Annotated in this window: 15 protein-coding genes and 1 tRNA gene; 10 read left to right on the top strand and 6 right to left on the bottom strand. The window is 66.4% G+C overall.

Going from position 1 to position 15749, the window contains the following annotated elements:
- The first annotated feature begins 34 nt into the window (after positions 1 to 34).
- From ABCN56_RS05410 to copM, 5 genes are all read left to right on the top strand, one after another.
- Entirely contained in the window at positions 35 to 466 is a 432-nt protein-coding gene (locus tag ABCN56_RS05410; protein WP_343079735.1) for an Lrp/AsnC family transcriptional regulator, read from the top strand.
- A gap of 81 nt (positions 467 to 547) precedes the next feature.
- A complete protein-coding gene (locus ABCN56_RS05415; protein WP_343079736.1) occupies positions 548 to 3322 on the top strand; it encodes a valine--tRNA ligase in 2775 nt (924 codons plus the stop codon).
- A 48-nt stretch (positions 3323 to 3370) separates the two neighbouring features.
- Entirely contained in the window at positions 3371 to 3706 is a 336-nt protein-coding gene (locus ABCN56_RS05420) for a DnaJ family domain-containing protein (protein ID WP_343079737.1), read from the top strand.
- Between the two features lie 55 nt (positions 3707 to 3761).
- Positions 3762 to 4868 (top strand): pyridoxal phosphate-dependent aminotransferase, encoded by a 1107-nt coding sequence (locus ABCN56_RS05425; RefSeq protein ID WP_343079738.1) that lies wholly within the window; start codon positions 3762 to 3764, stop codon positions 4866 to 4868.
- A gap of 86 nt (positions 4869 to 4954) precedes the next feature.
- Positions 4955 to 5308 carry a CopM family metallochaperone gene (gene copM / locus ABCN56_RS05430; protein WP_425466083.1) on the top strand — a complete coding sequence of 118 codons (354 nt, stop codon included), beginning with the start codon at positions 4955 to 4957 and terminating at the stop codon, positions 5306 to 5308.
- Between the two features lie 56 nt (positions 5309 to 5364).
- Here the strand turns inward: copM and ABCN56_RS05435 are convergent, their stop codons facing one another.
- Positions 5365 to 6576: a pyridoxal-phosphate-dependent aminotransferase family protein gene (locus ABCN56_RS05435; protein WP_343079740.1), complete on the bottom strand. Its 1212-nt coding sequence runs from the start codon at positions 6574 to 6576 to the stop codon at positions 5365 to 5367.
- Between the two features lie 145 nt (positions 6577 to 6721).
- On the opposite strand from ABCN56_RS05435, the gene ABCN56_RS05440 reads away from it, so the two are divergent.
- Both ABCN56_RS05440 and ABCN56_RS05445 read left to right on the top strand, forming a co-directional pair.
- On the top strand, positions 6722 to 7426 hold the full coding sequence (locus ABCN56_RS05440; RefSeq protein WP_343079741.1) for a fused DSP-PTPase phosphatase/NAD kinase-like protein: 705 nt from the start codon (positions 6722 to 6724) through the stop codon (positions 7424 to 7426).
- On the top strand, positions 7423 to 9192 hold the full coding sequence (locus ABCN56_RS05445) for an ABC transporter ATP-binding protein (RefSeq protein ID WP_343079742.1): 1770 nt from the start codon (positions 7423 to 7425) through the stop codon (positions 9190 to 9192). Before ABCN56_RS05440 ends, ABCN56_RS05445 begins: the two co-directional genes overlap by 4 nt.
- A gap of 5 nt (positions 9193 to 9197) precedes the next feature.
- Here ABCN56_RS05445 and ABCN56_RS05450 read toward each other — a convergent pair whose 3' ends face one another.
- Positions 9198 to 9887: a TIGR04283 family arsenosugar biosynthesis glycosyltransferase gene (locus tag ABCN56_RS05450; RefSeq protein ID WP_343079743.1), complete on the bottom strand. Its 690-nt coding sequence runs from the start codon at positions 9885 to 9887 to the stop codon at positions 9198 to 9200.
- A 63-nt stretch (positions 9888 to 9950) separates the two neighbouring features.
- Here ABCN56_RS05450 and ygfZ point away from each other — a divergent pair, with 63 nt between their 5' ends.
- A complete protein-coding gene (gene ygfZ / locus ABCN56_RS05455; protein ID WP_343079744.1) occupies positions 9951 to 10718 on the top strand; it encodes a CAF17-like 4Fe-4S cluster assembly/insertion protein YgfZ in 768 nt (255 codons plus the stop codon).
- A 65-nt stretch (positions 10719 to 10783) separates the two neighbouring features.
- Here ygfZ and efp read toward each other — a convergent pair whose 3' ends face one another.
- Positions 10784 to 11347, bottom strand: coding sequence for an elongation factor P (efp, locus tag ABCN56_RS05460; protein ID WP_343079745.1), 564 nt, complete (start codon positions 11345 to 11347; stop codon positions 10784 to 10786).
- 215 nt (positions 11348 to 11562) lie between these two features.
- On the opposite strand from efp, the gene ABCN56_RS05465 reads away from it, so the two are divergent.
- Entirely contained in the window at positions 11563 to 11883 is a 321-nt protein-coding gene (locus tag ABCN56_RS05465; RefSeq protein ID WP_105513766.1) for a DUF6280 family protein, read from the top strand.
- Positions 11884 to 11956: 73 nt separating this feature from the next.
- Here ABCN56_RS05465 and ABCN56_RS05470 read toward each other — a convergent pair whose 3' ends face one another.
- From ABCN56_RS05470 to ABCN56_RS05480, 3 genes are all read right to left on the bottom strand, one after another.
- Complete coding sequence (locus tag ABCN56_RS05470; protein WP_343079746.1) at positions 11957 to 12895, bottom strand: hypothetical protein; 939 nt, start codon at positions 12893 to 12895, stop codon at positions 11957 to 11959.
- A gap of 76 nt (positions 12896 to 12971) precedes the next feature.
- Entirely contained in the window at positions 12972 to 14360 is a 1389-nt protein-coding gene (locus ABCN56_RS05475; protein ID WP_425466073.1) for a TolC family outer membrane protein, read from the bottom strand.
- An 82-nt stretch (positions 14361 to 14442) separates the two neighbouring features.
- Entirely contained in the window at positions 14443 to 15096 is a 654-nt protein-coding gene (locus ABCN56_RS05480) for a protein-L-isoaspartate O-methyltransferase family protein (protein ID WP_343079747.1), read from the bottom strand.
- A gap of 527 nt (positions 15097 to 15623) precedes the next feature.
- On the opposite strand from ABCN56_RS05480, the gene ABCN56_RS05485 reads away from it, so the two are divergent.
- Positions 15624 to 15697: transfer RNA gene (locus ABCN56_RS05485), tRNA-Cys, on the top strand.
- The last annotated feature ends 52 nt before the right edge of the window (positions 15698 to 15749 follow it).

The raw sequence follows: 15749 nt of genomic DNA on the forward strand, positions 1-15749 counted from the left end.
ACGAAATCGGACGTCAGATTGTTGGTGTTGATCAATGGACGAACTGGACCGGAACATTCTGGGGCTTCTGGCCGCCGATGCCCGCATCTCGGTGGCGACTCTGGCCCGCCGACTGAAGGTTGCACGCTCCACGGTGCAGGCGCGGCTGGAGCGGCTCGAGACCACCGGGGTGATCGCCGGATACACGGTCAAGCTTGGCGAAGCGGCGCAGCAGGCCCGGATCCGCGCCACGGTCCTGTTGTCGATCGAACCTCGCGCACAGGCCGCGATCCTCACCCGGCTGAGGGCGATTCCCGAGGTCGAGCGGGTCCACACCACCTCCGGACGGGTTGACCTCCTGCTGCAAGTCGCGGCCCCCTCCACCGCGGTTCTTGACGGAGTACTCGACGCCATAGGCGCCCTGACCGGCGTGAAAAGCTCCGAAAGCCTCATCCACCTGTCGACGAAACTCGACCGCGCGCTGTGATCGCGCCCAATGGGCTTGGCCTTCCCGTCCGCATTGGCTAGATGCAGGGCGAGCGAATGACCAGCAGGGACATCCATACAGATGCCGATGGAAAAGACCTTTGACGCAGGCGCTGCCGAAGCGCGTATCTACGGCCTCTGGGAAGAGGCCAACGCCTTCGCGGCCGGGGCCAATGCCTCGCGGGACGAAACCTTCTGCATCATGATCCCGCCGCCGAACGTCACGGGCTCTCTTCACATGGGCCACGCGTTCAACAACACGCTTCAGGACATCCTGACGCGCTGGCACCGGATGCGCGGCTTCGACACGCTCTGGCAGCCGGGCCAGGACCACGCGGGCATCGCGACCCAGATGGTCGTCGAGCGTGAACTGGCCAAGGACAAGTCCAACCAGACCCGGCGCGAGATGGGCCGCGAGAAGTTCCTGGAGAAGGTCTGGGAATGGAAGGGCAAATCCGGCGGCACGATCATCAACCAGCTGAAGCGCCTCGGCGCCTCCTGCGACTGGTCCCGAAACGCCTTCACCATGTCCGGCGCGCCCGGCGCCCCGGCGAGCGACGAAGGCAACTTCCACGACGCGGTCATCAAGGTCTTCGTCGACCTCTACAACAAGGGCTTCATCTACCGCGGCAAGCGGCTGGTGAACTGGGACCCGCATTTCGAGACCGCGATCTCCGACCTCGAAGTCGAACAGGTCGAGGTTCAGGGCAGCCTCTGGCGGCTGCGCTACAAGCTGGCCGACGGGCTGACCACGCGCCACGAGGTGGCGTGGGACGAGGACGGCAACCCCACCGAGTGGGAGGAGCGCGACTACCTCGTCGTCGCGACGACCCGGCCCGAGACAATGCTCGGCGACACCGGCGTCGCCGTGCACCCGGAGGACCCGCGCTATCAGCACCTGATCGGCAAGGAGGTCATCCTTCCGCTTTGCGGCCGCCGCATCCCGATCGTCGCGGACGAATACGCCGACCCGACCAAGGGCACCGGCGCCGTCAAGATCACGCCCGCCCATGACTTCAACGACTGGGGCGTCGGCCAGCGCCAGGGCCTGCGCGCGATCAACGTCATGGACACCCGCGCCGCGATGGCGATCAGGGACAACGCGGACTTCGCCGAGGGCTGCGACGCGGACCTTATCGCCAAGTGCATCGAGATGTTCCACGGCCGCGACCGCTACGAGGCCCGCGACGCGATCGTCACCGAGGCGCGCGACAACGGCTGGCTGGACGGTATCGACGCCGACAAGCACATGGTTCCGCATGGCGACCGTTCGAAGGTTGCGATCGAGCCGTTCCTCACCGACCAGTGGTTCGTCGACACCGCGAAGATCGTCGGACCCGCGATCGACGCCGTTCGGCAGGGCAAGACCAAAATCCTGCCCGAGCAGCACGAGAAGGTCTATTTCCACTGGCTCGAGAACATCGAGCCCTGGTGCATCTCGCGCCAGCTCTGGTGGGGGCACCAGATCCCGGTGTGGTATGACGACGAGGGCAACGCCTATTGCGCGGCGACCGAGGAAGAGGCGCGTGCGCAGGCGGGCGGCAAGGCGCTTACTCGCGACCCCGACGTTCTCGACACGTGGTTCTCCTCGGGCCTCTGGCCGATCGGCACGCTGGGCTGGCCGGAGGAGACGCCGGAACTTCAGAAATACTTCCCCACCGACGTCCTCATCACCGGCTTCGACATCATCTTCTTCTGGGTCGCCCGGATGATGATGATGCAGCTCGCCGTCGTGAACCAGATCCCGTTCCACACCGTCTATGTCCACGCCCTCGTCCGCGACGAGAAGGGCAAGAAGATGTCGAAGTCGCTCGGCAACGTCCTCGACCCGCTTGACCTCATCGACGAATTCGGCGCGGACGCGGTGCGCTTCACGCTGACCTCGATGGCGGCGATGGGGCGCGACCTGAAGCTGTCGACCTCGCGGATCGCGGGCTACCGGAACTTCGGCACGAAGATCTGGAACGCCACCCGCTTCGCGGAGATGAACCACGTCTTCAACGGCAAGGCCGAACCCGGCATCCCGGCGGCCACGCACACTGTCAACCGCTGGATCATCGGCGAAACCGCCCGCGTGCGCGAAGCGGTCGATGCCGCGCTTGCCGACTACCGCTTCAACGACGCCGCGAATGCGCTATACGGCTTCGTCTGGGGCAAGGTCTGTGACTGGTATGTGGAATTCTCGAAGCCCCTGATGGACGGCGAACTGGCGCATGAAACCCGCGCCACGATGCGCTGGGTTCTCGACCAGTGCTACATCCTCCTGCACCCGTTCATGCCCTTCATCACCGAAGAGCTCTGGGGCCTGACGGACGACCGCGCGAAGCTTCTGGTCCACGCTGACTGGCCCGCCTACACGGTGCGCGAGCTTCTCGACCCCGACGCCGACCGCGAGATGAACTGGGTCATCGGCCTCATCGAGGAAATCCGCTCGGCCCGGGCGCAGGTCCATGTGCCGGTCGGGCTCAAGCTCCCGATCATCGAGGTTTCGCTCGATGCCCGCGGCAAGGATGCCTGGTCGCGCAACGCGGCGTTGATCGAGCGCCTCGCCCGGATCGAGGGCAAGACCGAAGGCGCGGCGCCCAAGGGCGCGATCAGCATCGCGGTCGAGGGCGGCCTCTTCGCGATCCCGCTCGAAGGCGTGATCGACGTGGCGGAAGAGAAGGCCCGCCTCGCCAAGACGCTCGAAAAACTCGACAAGGATCTGAACGGCCTTCGTGGTCGCCTCGCGAACCCGAAGTTCGTCGAGAGCGCGCCCGAGGAAGTCGTCGATGAAACCCGCGAGAAGCTGGACCTCGGCGAGGAGGAGGCGGGCAAGATCCGCGCCGCCCTCGCCCGTCTCGCGGAAGTGGGATGACATTCCAAGTCCGGTCTTTCCGCACTATGTTCGTTACGGAGGGACCCGATGTCCGACTGGCTGAACAAGATAGCTGAACGGCGGATGCTCAAGGCGCGCGCCGAGGGCAAGCTCGCCGGGTTGTCCGGCGAGGGGAAACCCCTGCCGGAACGCCTGGGCGACGCCTTCGTCGATACCGGAGAGGCGGTGGGCTTCCGGATCATGGCCGAGGCCGGGGCCCTGCCCGACGAGATCCGCCTTCAGAAGGTGGTCGACGCCGCCCGAGCACGTCTTTCCACGCTGACCGACGAGGCAGAGCGCAAGGCCGCCATGGCCGATCTCGCCGAAGCGGAGATGCGCCTCGCCATCGCCAAGGAAGCGCGCCGGAAATTCCTCAAGGGTTGACGCGCCCGAAGTCCGAATCCTTGCGCGCGGCACGGGTTTCAGGCCAACTCCCCCCATGACCGGACCGCGCTACACACGCCTCGTCGAAAGCCTCCCCGCCACGGTGCCCTTCGTCGGCCCCGAGACACAGGAACGCGTGCGCGGCCGCCCCTTCAAGGCGCGCCTCGGTGCGAACGAAAGCGTCTTCGGCCCCTCGCCCAAGGCCATCGAGGCGATGGCACGCGCGGCGCGCGAGGTCTGGATGTACGGCGACCCGGAAAACCATGACCTCCGCCACGCGCTCGCCGCCCATCATGGCGTCGGCCCTCAGAACATCGTCGTGGGCGAAGGGATCGACGGCCTCCTCGGATACCTCGTCCGCATGCTCGTCGACCCGGGCGATCCGGTCGTGACTTCGGATGGCGCCTACCCGACCTTCAACTTCCATGTCGCGGGCTTCGGAGGCGTGCTCCACAAGGTTCCCTATCGGGGTGACCACGAGGATCCCGAAGCGCTTGCCGCCAAGGCCGCCGAGACCGGGGCGAAGCTTGTCTATCTCGCCAATCCGGACAACCCGATGGGGTCCTGGCACGGCGCCGAGGCCATCGCCGCCATGATAGAGGCCATGCCGGACGGCACCCTCCTCGCCCTCGACGAGGCCTATATCGACCTCGCACCCGAAGGCACCGCCCCCCGGATCGACCCGGAGGATCCGCGCGTCATCCGGTTCCGGACCTTCTCCAAGGGCTACGGAATGGCAGGCGCCCGCGTCGGCTATGCGATCTGTGCCGCCCCGCTCGCCACCGCGTTCAACAAGATCCGCAACCACTTCGGCATGTCCCGCGTCTCGCAGGCGGGCGCGCTTGCCGCGCTTGCCGACAAGGACTGGCTGGAACAAGTCAAGGCGCGCGTCGAAGCGGCCCGCAATCGCCTCGGCGTCATTGCGCGTGAAAACGGCCTCGCGCCGCTCCCCTCCGCCACCAACTTCGTTACCATGGACTGTGGCGCGGACGGGACTTTCGCGCGAAGGGTTCTCGCCGAACTCATCGCCCGCGACATCTTCGTGCGAATGCCCTTCGTCGCACCGCACGACCGATGCATCCGCATAAGCTGCGGCCGCGATGAGGACCTTGCCGCCTTCGCCGCCGCGCTCCCGGAGGCGCTTGCGGTGGCACGGGGATAGTCGGCCCGCTGTCACCCATTCGTGATTTGCCGGACTGGCGGAAACCTCTGCAATTGCTGCATGAATTCCGCCTGATGGAGCCCACGATGAACCGCCGCCACCTGATCCTCGCCGGTCTCACCCTTCCCGGACTGGCACATGCGCAGACAACCGACCACAGCGGCCACGGCGCTGCCGTTCCGGACAACCCTGCCGCCCGCGCCTTCGCCGAGGCCAACACCCGGATGCACGAGGCCATGGCAATCGAGTTCACGGGCGATGCCGACCTGGACTTCGTGCGGGGCATGATCCCGCATCACGAAGGCGCGGTGGAGATGGCGAGGATCGTGCTGGAACACGGGCAGGATCCCGAGGTTCGCCAGCTGGCCCAAGCTGTAATCAGCGCGCAGGAAACGGAAATCGCCTGGATGCGCGACTGGCTCGCCAAGAGGGGCGCCTGAGCTTCACCTGGCCCGGCATTTCCCGAGAGCGGTGGAGGGCCGCTGCCACGCCGCTCTCAGCACGACCCCGCGGATGCGATTGCCGCGGCGGCGGCCGCAGCGCCGCCTTCGCCATGCGGAATGCCCAGCGCACGCATTCCCGCCTCCATCGTGGTGAGCGCCCCGAGCACCATGTGAGCGTTCACGTGACCCATGTGCGCCACCCGGAGATAGTCCCCAAAGGCCGCCTCTGAAGGCAGCGCCATGCCCAGGCCGATACCCAGCGTCAGGCCGGCCTCCTCCTCGCACCAGGTGCGCAGGCGCTCCGCACCGCCCGATCCGATCCGGGCCGCCGTCACCGCATGGCTGCGCTGCGCCGATTGCGCGACGTTCAGCGCAATCCCGTCTTCACCCGCGCTCCATGCCCCGAAGGCTTCCCAGACAGCGCGGGCAAGCGTCGCGTGCCGCGCCCAGGCGTGTTCCAGCCCCTCTTCGTCCAGCAGCATCGTCAGCGCCTCGCGCAGGCCGTAGAGGTGGTGCGTAGGGGCCGTGCCACAGAAATTCTGCCAGTATTCCTCGGCGAAGGCGCGGGGCTGCCAGTCCCAGTAGGGTGTCCTGAGGTCCGCGCGGCGGCTCGCCTCCAGCGCCTTGTCCGAGAACCAGACGAACCCGAGGCCCGGCGGTGTCATGAGCCCCTTCTGGCTCGCCGCGATCATGACATCGACACCCCAGTCGTCCATCCGGAACTCGTCGCAGCCCAGGGAGGCTATGCAGTCGACCGCAAGAAGCGCGGGATGGCCGGTGGCATCCATCGCGGCGCGGATCGCCGGGATGTCGCTCCTGACCGAAGTCGCGGTGTCGACGTGGCTGACCAGGACCGCGCGGATGTCGTGCCCCTTGTCCGCCTCGAGAGCGGCGGCGATCCGGGAGGGATCCGCCGCAGTGTTCAGTCCGAAATCGAGGACCTCCGCTTCGACGCCCATCCTGTGCGCACTGTCGGCCCAGCCGATCCCGAAACGCCCGGTCGCGGCGACGAGCGCCTTGTCGCCGCGGGCGAACATGTTCGCGTTCGCGGCCTCCCACGCGCCGTGACCGTTACAGATGTAGATCGCGACATGGCCGGTGGTTCGGGCGACGCGGCGGAGATCGGGAAAGAGGCTCTCCGTCATGTCGCGCAGCGCGCCGCCGTAGATGTTCGGCGCGGCGCGGTGCATCGCGGCGAGAACCCTGTCGGGCATCACCGACGGCCCCGGAATGGCAAGATACTGGCGGCCGTGGGCAAGGCTCATGCAGGCGTCCTCCGCTGTCCGCACATGCGTAGGACGGGGCCCGTTGAAGGTCAACGGGCCGCAAGGTTCGGGCAGATTTCCCCTGCTTCCTTGCCTCCAGGGTCGTAAGTGGTTAGATCGCGCCGGTGGCCCACCCGGAGTAACGATGCTGGCGGCAATCCATTCCCGACTGAAGAACCTCGAGAAGCGCCTTGGGGAACGCTTCGGCAAGGACATCTCGACGCCTGAAGCCCGCCGAGCTGCCTGGTGGCATTTCCAGCTGATGGATCATGCCTTCCTCCGCGTCTGGTGGACGAACTTCGCGATGGTGGCCCCGGGCGTATTCCGTTCGAACCAGCCGTCCCCCGCCCGCCTGCGCCGCTACCGCGACATGGGCATCCGCACGATCGTGAGCCTTCGGGGCGAATACGGTGGCAGCCCGATGCTGTTCGAAACCGAAGCCTGCGACGAACTCGGGCTCAAGCTCGTCTCGATCCGCGGCTTCTGGGCCCGCAAGCCGCCGACCCGTGAGGCGATCACCGAGTTCGAGAAGGTCATGCGGGAAGCGGAGAAGCCCGTGCTCCTGCACTGCAAATCAGGTTCGGACCGAGCCGGGGTCGCCTCGGCGATCTACCTTATGCTGTTCGAGGGCAGACCCGTCGAGGAGGCCGCGAGGCAGCTCTCCTGGCGTTTCATACACCTCAAGCGGACCAGGACGGGCGTCCTCGACCACATGCTGCGCGTCTTCGCACGGGACCAGAAGCAGACGGGTATGGGTTTCCGTGACTGGATCGAGACCCGCTACGATCGCGAGGCGATTTCCGCGTCCTTCCAGGACTGGCTCAATGGCCGGTGGAGAGACGTCCCATGACCAAGGCGGGGAGCGAGGGCGCTGACACCGACACGGGTGGCGCGACGCTGCCCTGGTTATGGCGCAACTATCTGCGCCCCCGCCGCGCCCTGATCCTTGCCGCGTTCCTCCTAATGGCGGCCGAAGGGGCGACGATGGGGGCGCTGTCCTACCTCGTGAAGCCGATGTTCGACCGGGTCTTCGTCGGCGGCAATGCCGATGCGCTGATCTGGGTCGCCCTCGCCATCGGGGGTGTCTTTGCCCTCCGCGCAAGCACCAGCTTCGGCCATAGGGTCCTCATGGCACGGGTCGGCGAAGGCATGATCGCGGGCCTTCAGGCGAACCTCCTGTCGCATCTCATGCGGCTCGACCCTTCCTTCTACCAGGAACATCCGCCCGGAAGCCTGATCGAAAGGGTCCGCGGCGATACGCAGACGCTGCGGAACCTCGCCACGTCCATCCTCGCGGCGGTCGGGCGCGATGCCGTCGCGCTGGTCGGGCTCCTCGCCGTCGCCATCTCGGTGGACTGGGTCTGGACCCTCGTGGCCCTGTCCGGCGCGCCGCTTCTGATGATCCCCGTCGTGGCGCTTCAGCGCCTCGTCCGCCGGATGAGCCGGAACGCGCGGACGGCAGCGGCGGAGCTTTCGACACGCCTCGACGAGATATTCCACGGCCAGTCGACGATCCGGCTGACCGGGACGGAAGCGCGCGAGGCCCGTCGCTTCGGCGATAGCCAGAAGGGTTATGTCCGCGCGCAGATCCGCTCGGAAGCGGGTTCGGCCGGCATCCCCGCGCTCATCGACCTGGTGGCCGGCCTCGGCTTCGCGCTGGTCCTCAGCTATGGCGGCATGCAGATCATCGCCGGGGAAAAGACCATCGGTGACTTCATGTCCTTCTTCACCGCGATGGCCCTGATCTTCGAACCCCTGCGCCGTCTCGGCGGGGTCAGCGGCTCCTGGGCGGTGATGGAAGCAAGCATCGAGCGGATCCGCGAGCTGTTCAACCTTCGCCCGACGATCCTGTCCCCCGCCCGTCCAGTCGCACCGCCCACCGGCCCCGGCGAGGCCGAGATCCGCTTTGAAGACGTCCGCTTTTCCTACGGGCGCCAGCCGGTGCTCGACGGAGTAAGCTTCACGGCGCTTCCCGGGCGGACGACCGCCATCGTCGGGCCTTCCGGCGCGGGCAAGAGTACGCTTTTCGCCCTTCTCACCCGCCTCGCCGACCCGCAGGCGGGCCGCGTGACGCTCGGCGGCATCGACACGCGCGACTTCTCGCTTCCCGCACTCCGAACGCAATTCTCGCTCGTCGCGCAGGATACCGCGCTCTTCGATGAAACGATCCGCGAGAACATCCTCATGGGCCTCGAGGGCGTCAGCGAGTCGAGGCTCGCCGAAGCGATAGAGGCCGCGAACCTCACCGACTTCGTCGCCGGCCTGCCCAACGGCCTCGACACCGCGGCCGGCCCCCGGGGCTCTGGCTTGTCCGGCGGCCAGCGCCAGCGGGTCGCGATCGCGCGGGCGCTGCTGCGGGACGCGCCGGTCCTCCTTCTGGACGAAGCGACCTCCGCCCTCGACGCGGCGTCCGAGCGCGCTGTGCAGGAGGCTCTCGGGCGGCTCTCCGTTGGCCGCACGACGCTGGTGATCGCACACCGGCTTTCCACCGTGCGCGGCGCGGACAAGATCCTCGTCATGGACAAGGGGCGCGTCGTCGAGGAAGGCACCCACGACGAGCTCTACGCCAAGGGCGGGCTCTATGCCGGGCTCTGCCGTCTGCAGTTCGCGGAATAGACGCGTCAACGCCGACGGGAATAGCTCTGCGCAAGGCGTTCAGGATCGGCTCCCATGAGATAGCGGACGAGCGTCACGAGGTTGCGCCCCCCACGCCGGAACCAGCCCTCGGCCAGGTAGCGCTCAGCCCCCGTGACCGCGACCGCGTCGAGCGGCGAGAGCCGGCCCCTGAGCCGCCGCGCCAGCGCCACGTCCTCCATCAGCGGGATATCGGGGAAGCCTCCAGCCTCGTGATAGAGGGCGACCGGGACAAGAAGGCCCTGATCGCCATAGGGAAGGCCGAACACCCGCGCGCGCAGGTTGGCCCAGCCCGCCACGATCCGCGGCGCCATTCCTGTCGCGCGGAACCGAAGCCGGAACCACCCGGCGCGGTTGGGCGTGTTCGCCATGTGGGACAAGACCGCCGTCGCCCATCCCGGCTGAAGCTCGGTATCGGCGTGAAGGAACAGCAGCCATTCACCCGATGACACCGCAGCGCCACGCCCAAGCTGCCCACCCCTCCCCCGCGGCCCCATGACCAGCAACGCGCCCGCCGCGTCCGCAATGGCCGCAGTTCCGTCCGATGATCCGCCGTCGGAGATCACGAGTTCCCGGATCAACCCTTCCGTCAGACCCTCGCCCAGCGCCGAAAGGCAGCGCGGCAGATCCGCTTCCGCATCGAGTGTCGGGATGATGATCGATAGGGGGGCCCGCATCGTTACGCCTGTTGTCCTGCGCCATCCCTCCTATATGAGTGGGACGGAAAAGGGGAGCGCGCGATGAAGGGCGAGAGAGCTGAGGACCGAAAGGTCTTCGAAATCACCGGCAAGGACCGGGAGCACTTCCTCCAAGGCCTTGTCACGGGCGACGTGAAGAAGCTGGCACAGGGCATCGTCTATGCCGCTATGCTGACCCCGCAGGGCAAGTACATTGCGGATTTCTTCCTTGTCCGGCATGGCGAGGCGATCCTCCTCGACGTGAAGGACACGCTGGCCGACGCCTTGGTCCGCCGCCTGTCCATGTACAAGCTGCGCGCCGAGGTGCAGATCGCGCCGTCCTCCCTCCTCGTCTCGCGCGGACTGGGCGAGCCGCCGGAGGGCGCCTTCGCCGACCCGCGCCACCCCGCACTCGGCTGGCGCCGGTATTCCGAAGCGCCGGCGGACGCCCCCTCGATCGACTGGGACGCCATCCGGGTCGCGCATTGCATCCCGGAAACCGGGATAGAACTGGTTCCGGATGACAGCTACATCCTCGAAGCGGGCTTCGAGAGGCTCCACGGCGTCGATTTCCGAAAGGGCTGCTACGTGGGCCAGGAGGTCACCGCGCGCATGAAGCACAAGACGGAACTGCGGAAGGGCCTCGCGACGGTCGAGGTCGAGGGCAAGGCCCCTGCAGGCACGGAGATCACGGCTGACGGCAAGCCCGCCGGCACCTTGTTCACCCAATCGGGCGGACGGGGCATCGCCTATCTGCGCTTCGACCGGGCGGCAGGCCCAATGCAGGCGGGCGACGCGCGGATCACCTGGAACGGCGCTGCGGCCTCCTGACGGGAGGCCGCCCGTGACACCGCGGCAGGAACCACAGCCCGGGAAGGACGGCGCGAACGCCGTCGTCAGGCGCGTTCCGAATAGGCGAAGAGTTCCGTGTTGACGATGATGTCCTCGTCGGTCCCGATGAAGGGCGGAACCATGATCCGGATCCCGTTGTCCAGCACGGCCGGCTTGAAGCTTTTCGCCGCCGTCTGCCCGTTCAGGACCGGCTCGGTCTCCACCACCTTGCAGGTGACCTTCTGAGGCAGCGCCACGGAAAGCGCCTCTTCGCCGTAGTACTGAACGGTAGCCATCATGCCGTCCTGCAGGAACGGACGCCGGTCGCCGAGAAGGTCGGCATCAAGCTCGGTCTGCTCGTAGGTTTCGCTGTCCATGAAGACGAGCTTGCCGTCGGTCTCGTAGAGGAACTGTTGATCCTTCCGATCGAGGCGCACTTCCTCCACCTTGTCTTCGGAGCGGAAGCGCTCATTGAGCTTGCGCCCGTCGCGGAGGTTCTTCAGCTCCACCTGGGCGAATGCCCCTCCCTTGCCGGGCTTGACGTGGTTGACCTTGACCGCCGCCCAGAGGCCGCCGTCATGTTCGATGACGAGTCCGGGCTTGATTTCGTTGCCGTTGATCTTGGGCATTGCAGGAACCTTGCAGAAAACTTGAAGGGAATTTCGCGGTTCCTATATATTCCGGGCTGGCTACCGGCAAGCTGACTAGATGATGTGAGCGTTTTGGGGTAGCTATGCATCGCGTGCATGGCTGTCATTCGAAACGGGAAATACCGAATCGGGTCGAGAAGACATATTCAGCGCAACGCCGGGAAACGCAAGAGCAATAACAAGAGGACGTATCTATGCGCGACTTTGTTGACGGGACCGCATTCAACTACGAGCAGGGCCAGCGGTCGCGCAAACTCTTCGCGGCCGTGGTGCTCGCCGCACTGGACGATGCGATCGCAGATGACAAGAAATACGGCAATGGACCGGAACAGATCGCCCGCTGGGCGCGTTCGCGCGACGGGCGCGAAGTTCTGTCCTGCGCCGGGATCGACCCGAATGAGCGGGTCGTGAAGGGCCTGATGGAATTCGTGTCCAAGGGCGTGCGCACCTCCGTTGCGCTGTCGCGCGAAGAGAGCGAGCGCCGCCATGCTGCCGAGGAAGCCGAAGCGGCCTGAACCGCTGCACTGGCCCCTGCCGAAAACGAAAACGCGCCCCACGGGGCGCGTTCTTCGTTTCTGGCATTGCTGATTACTCTGCGTCCCGCTCGCTCAGCGCCCTGAAGATCTCGCGGCGCACGAGCTTCCTCACGTTCCTGGTGATCCGCTCGCCCAGCGGGCCCTGGAGCTCTTGCCTGAGGATTTCGGCCACCAGACGCCGCAGGACTTCTTCGTCCACGTCGCCCGGGATCTCTTGGGCGGGCGCAGTTGCGTCCTCCGGAGCCGCGGGTTCAACGGAGGTTGGCGGCACCGCCGTTTCCTCCCAGATGTGCCCCGCCCCGGCAACGCCCGCAACGGACGCGCTGGCACCATTCATCCAATCCGCGCCCGCAATTTCCGTCTCCAGAGCATCTCCGTCGGTCGCAGGCTCCTCCGCCTGAGGCGCCGATGAAGGCTCGGCGCGCGGCACTTCGCGAACAGAGGAAAACCGCGCTGGCTCCGCAGAGGGCGCGGGCTCGGCGTCCTCCGGCTCCTCGACCATGACGAAGGGCGCATCCGCGACCAATGGCACCTCCGGGACGGTCGCCACCTCGGAAACCTCTGCTTCGACCGGGTCGGATTCCAGCGCATCATCGGCAGCTTCGGCCATTTCCAGGGCTTCATCCGCCGCCGCGTTGACGGCTGCCCCCTCCTCGACGACCTCCTGTTCCGCGTCGACGGGTTCCTCGCCGATGTCCGTGTTCACGACCTCCGGCTCAGCGACCTCGGGGTTCGCGCTCTCGAGCACCAAGGGCGTGGAACTCGCGCCCTCGGCCTTGGCGGCCACCGGTTCTGTCGGCTCATCCGTCTCGGGCTCGGAGATCCGCTGCGCGGGCGTCAGGATCAGCCGGTCAATGTGGGCTGGCTCAGGGCGGTCTTCCGTCTCGGGCTTGGTGGAAGAGCGCGCATCCTCCGAGACCAAGCGCCGGATCGAGGAAAGCACGTCCTCGATCTCCGGGTTCGTGATCGGATCGGACTTCGAGTCAGACATTACAATCCCCGCGACCAGTTGGCCATCGAGTGGACTGTATCGCCCGGTTATTTGCAAGACAACCGGGCGTCATGTCTTAGTCCTTCCCGATCGCCTTCAGGATGCGGTCGAGCCGCTGACCCTGAACGCTTGTCGCAGGCGCGCCACGGACCGCGTTGTAGTAGATCGACGGATCGTAGGTCGGAATGCCGAGGTTCAGGTGATCGACCGTCAGAAGCCCCATCGACGCCAGAAGCGAATAAATCGCGATCTGCTGGCTCGCTTCGGCGTCGATCCGGTCGGCCTGGGCATCCAGGAGGTCCTGCTCCGCATCCAGAACGTCGAGCGTAGTGCGCGCACCAAGCTTCGCCTCTTCGCGGACACCTTCATACGCGACCGTCGCTGCGCGGATCTGCCGGTCCGTCGCCTCGATCCGGGCGCGCGACACGCCGATCTGCGCCCAGGCATTGCCGACTTGCTCCGAAATCGTCACGCCGGTTTGCAGAAGGGCCGAACGGGACGCGTCACGGAACGCAATGGCCCTGCGATGCGCCGCAGACTTCGCGCCGCCGGTATAGAGCGTCTGCGTCAGCTGAAGCCCGACCGCATAGTCGTCGTCGCCGTTGTCATCGAGCGTGGCACGCGCGTTCGCTGTCAGCGTCGGGCCGAAATTGGCCTCGGCGGCGGCGACGCCCAATTCAGCGACGGTCACCTCACGCTGCGCCTGACGCACGGCGGGATGGCTGCGTTGAGCGATAGCGCGCGCCTCTTCGACGCTCTTCGGAAGAGCCGGCGGCTTCGGCGCCGCGGCCAGCGTTCCCGGATAGTTTCCGGTCGCCGCCTTGTACGCTTCCCGCGCCGCGGCGAGATCGCCTTCGGCCGCTGCCAGCGTTGCCCGCGCCGCGGCGAGCCGCGCCTGCGCAAGCGCCACGTCCGTGCGCGTCACCTCACCCACCGCGAAGCGATCCTCGGCGGCCTTCAGTTCCTCGCCGATCACGCGGACCGAGTTCTGGTTGATCGTTACGCTCTGCGAGGCGCTCTTCACGTTCATGAAGGACACGACGGCGCCCAGGAGCACCTCCTGCTCGACGCCGACCAGAGCCTCGCGCGTCGACAGCACGGTTTCCTTAGCGATGTCGATCCCGATCTGCGAGCGGCCGAAATCCCAAAGCGTGACCTCCGCGGCCAGCGAGACTGTGGCGCTGAGGCTGTCGCCAAATGCCGGGGCGGGCGAGACCCTGGTCACGCCGGCGATGAAACTCACCACCGGCCGCAGCGTCGCAACGGCGCTCGCCACATCCTCGTCCGCGGCGCGCAGAACCGCGCGGTTCTGCTCGAGAAGGTTCGAGTTCCGATATGCGGAAACGAGCGCATCGGCGAGCGTCTCCGCACCTGCGGCAACCGCAGTAAATGAGGTGAATGCCAAGGCCGCCGCCATGGTGATTGCCCGCGACCTGATACCACTAGAAATCCGCATACTCGTCATCCGCACTCTCCTGCATTCCGTGCCGGCACAATCCGGCTCTGGTATTGCGGGCCCGGCGCCGCGGCGACGCCCGGACCAAGAACTAGAGCGTAAAGCCGCGCTCCGCCGTAAATCCCGGGAGAACCGGCGCGGACGCGTTGAAGGCGAAGCGCCAGGTCACCTGACCGTCCCGCTTCATCCCCACGCGAGCCACGCCAAGGGCCCCCTCCATGAACAGGGCGCCGATCCGGCCGCCCTCCTTCAACTGGTCGATGATTGCCTGCGGCACCGTTTCCACGGCACCTTCGATCATTATGACGTCATAGGGACCGTGCTTCGCCGCGCCCGCCTCAAGCGGCGTTTCGATCACGGCGGCATTGTCCGCACCCTCTCCCGAAAGCGTCTTCTGCGCCTCACGCGCAAGATCGGGATCTTCCTCGATGGCGACGACCGCTTCGGCCAGGCGCGCGATGACGGCCGCCGAATAGCCGAGACCGCAACCGACATCGAGCACCATCTCGTCGGGCTGGATGTCGAGCGCGTCAAGCATCTTGGCAAGCGTCCGCGCCTCGAGCACCACGCGCCCCGGCGCTATCTCGATGTTCTCACCGACGTAGGCTGCTTCCCGCTTCGGTCCCGGCACGAAGGCCTCGCGCGGAACGGAAAGCATCGCCTCGATGATCGGGAACTTCGTCACATCGTTGGGGCGGACTTGCGTATCGACCATCATCGTGCGACGGGCGGCGAAATCGATCATCGACTATACTCTTCGGTCTGGATTCCGGTGACTCCCCTCTTGCCATGAAACCCCGGCGCTGGCAACGCCCCGGCTGGCGGGAAGGGGGATTGCATCCGGAGCCCGTGGATCCGTAGAAAAGTGAGCGGCGCCAATGGTTAGCGCCACGCCGTCGAGCGCGGCGCGCGGGGCCGCAAAGCGGAGCCGCGACACTTCTGTTCTGGTTAAGCGTTTGTTTTTCCCACGTATCGACTCACCCCCGGGAGGAATGGTGCAGGGCAGCGGCATGACGCTGCCGCTCCGGCGCGAAATGCGGGTCCGGCACCGATGCAGCCCATCCACAGGCCCGAATCCGGCCGGAATACGGAAACACAGTGTTGCCATTTCCCCAACGAACGCCCACCTTTACAATCGCGCCGGAAGCCCAGGCACCCTGGGACGGCAGCGACTCCAGCGACTCTGCCGGGCAGCTTGATCTGGCGCCCAAGATTCTCTGACGACGGGTCTTGCGCCCAACCACCCGTTCGTTTAGCAAAACCTATCTCCGAGGCGGGTTGGCGGAGAGGTTACGCAGCGGATTGCAAATCCGTGTAGACCGGTTCGATTCCGGTACCCGCCTCCACTACTTAGCCCAAATCCCCCAGCACGGTTTACGGCCTGGTTTACACACCGGT

This window comes from Ostreiculturibacter nitratireducens, from assembly GCF_032670585.1.
GTDB classification, from domain to species: domain Bacteria; phylum Pseudomonadota; class Alphaproteobacteria; order Rhodobacterales; family Rhodobacteraceae; genus Ostreiculturibacter; species Ostreiculturibacter nitratireducens.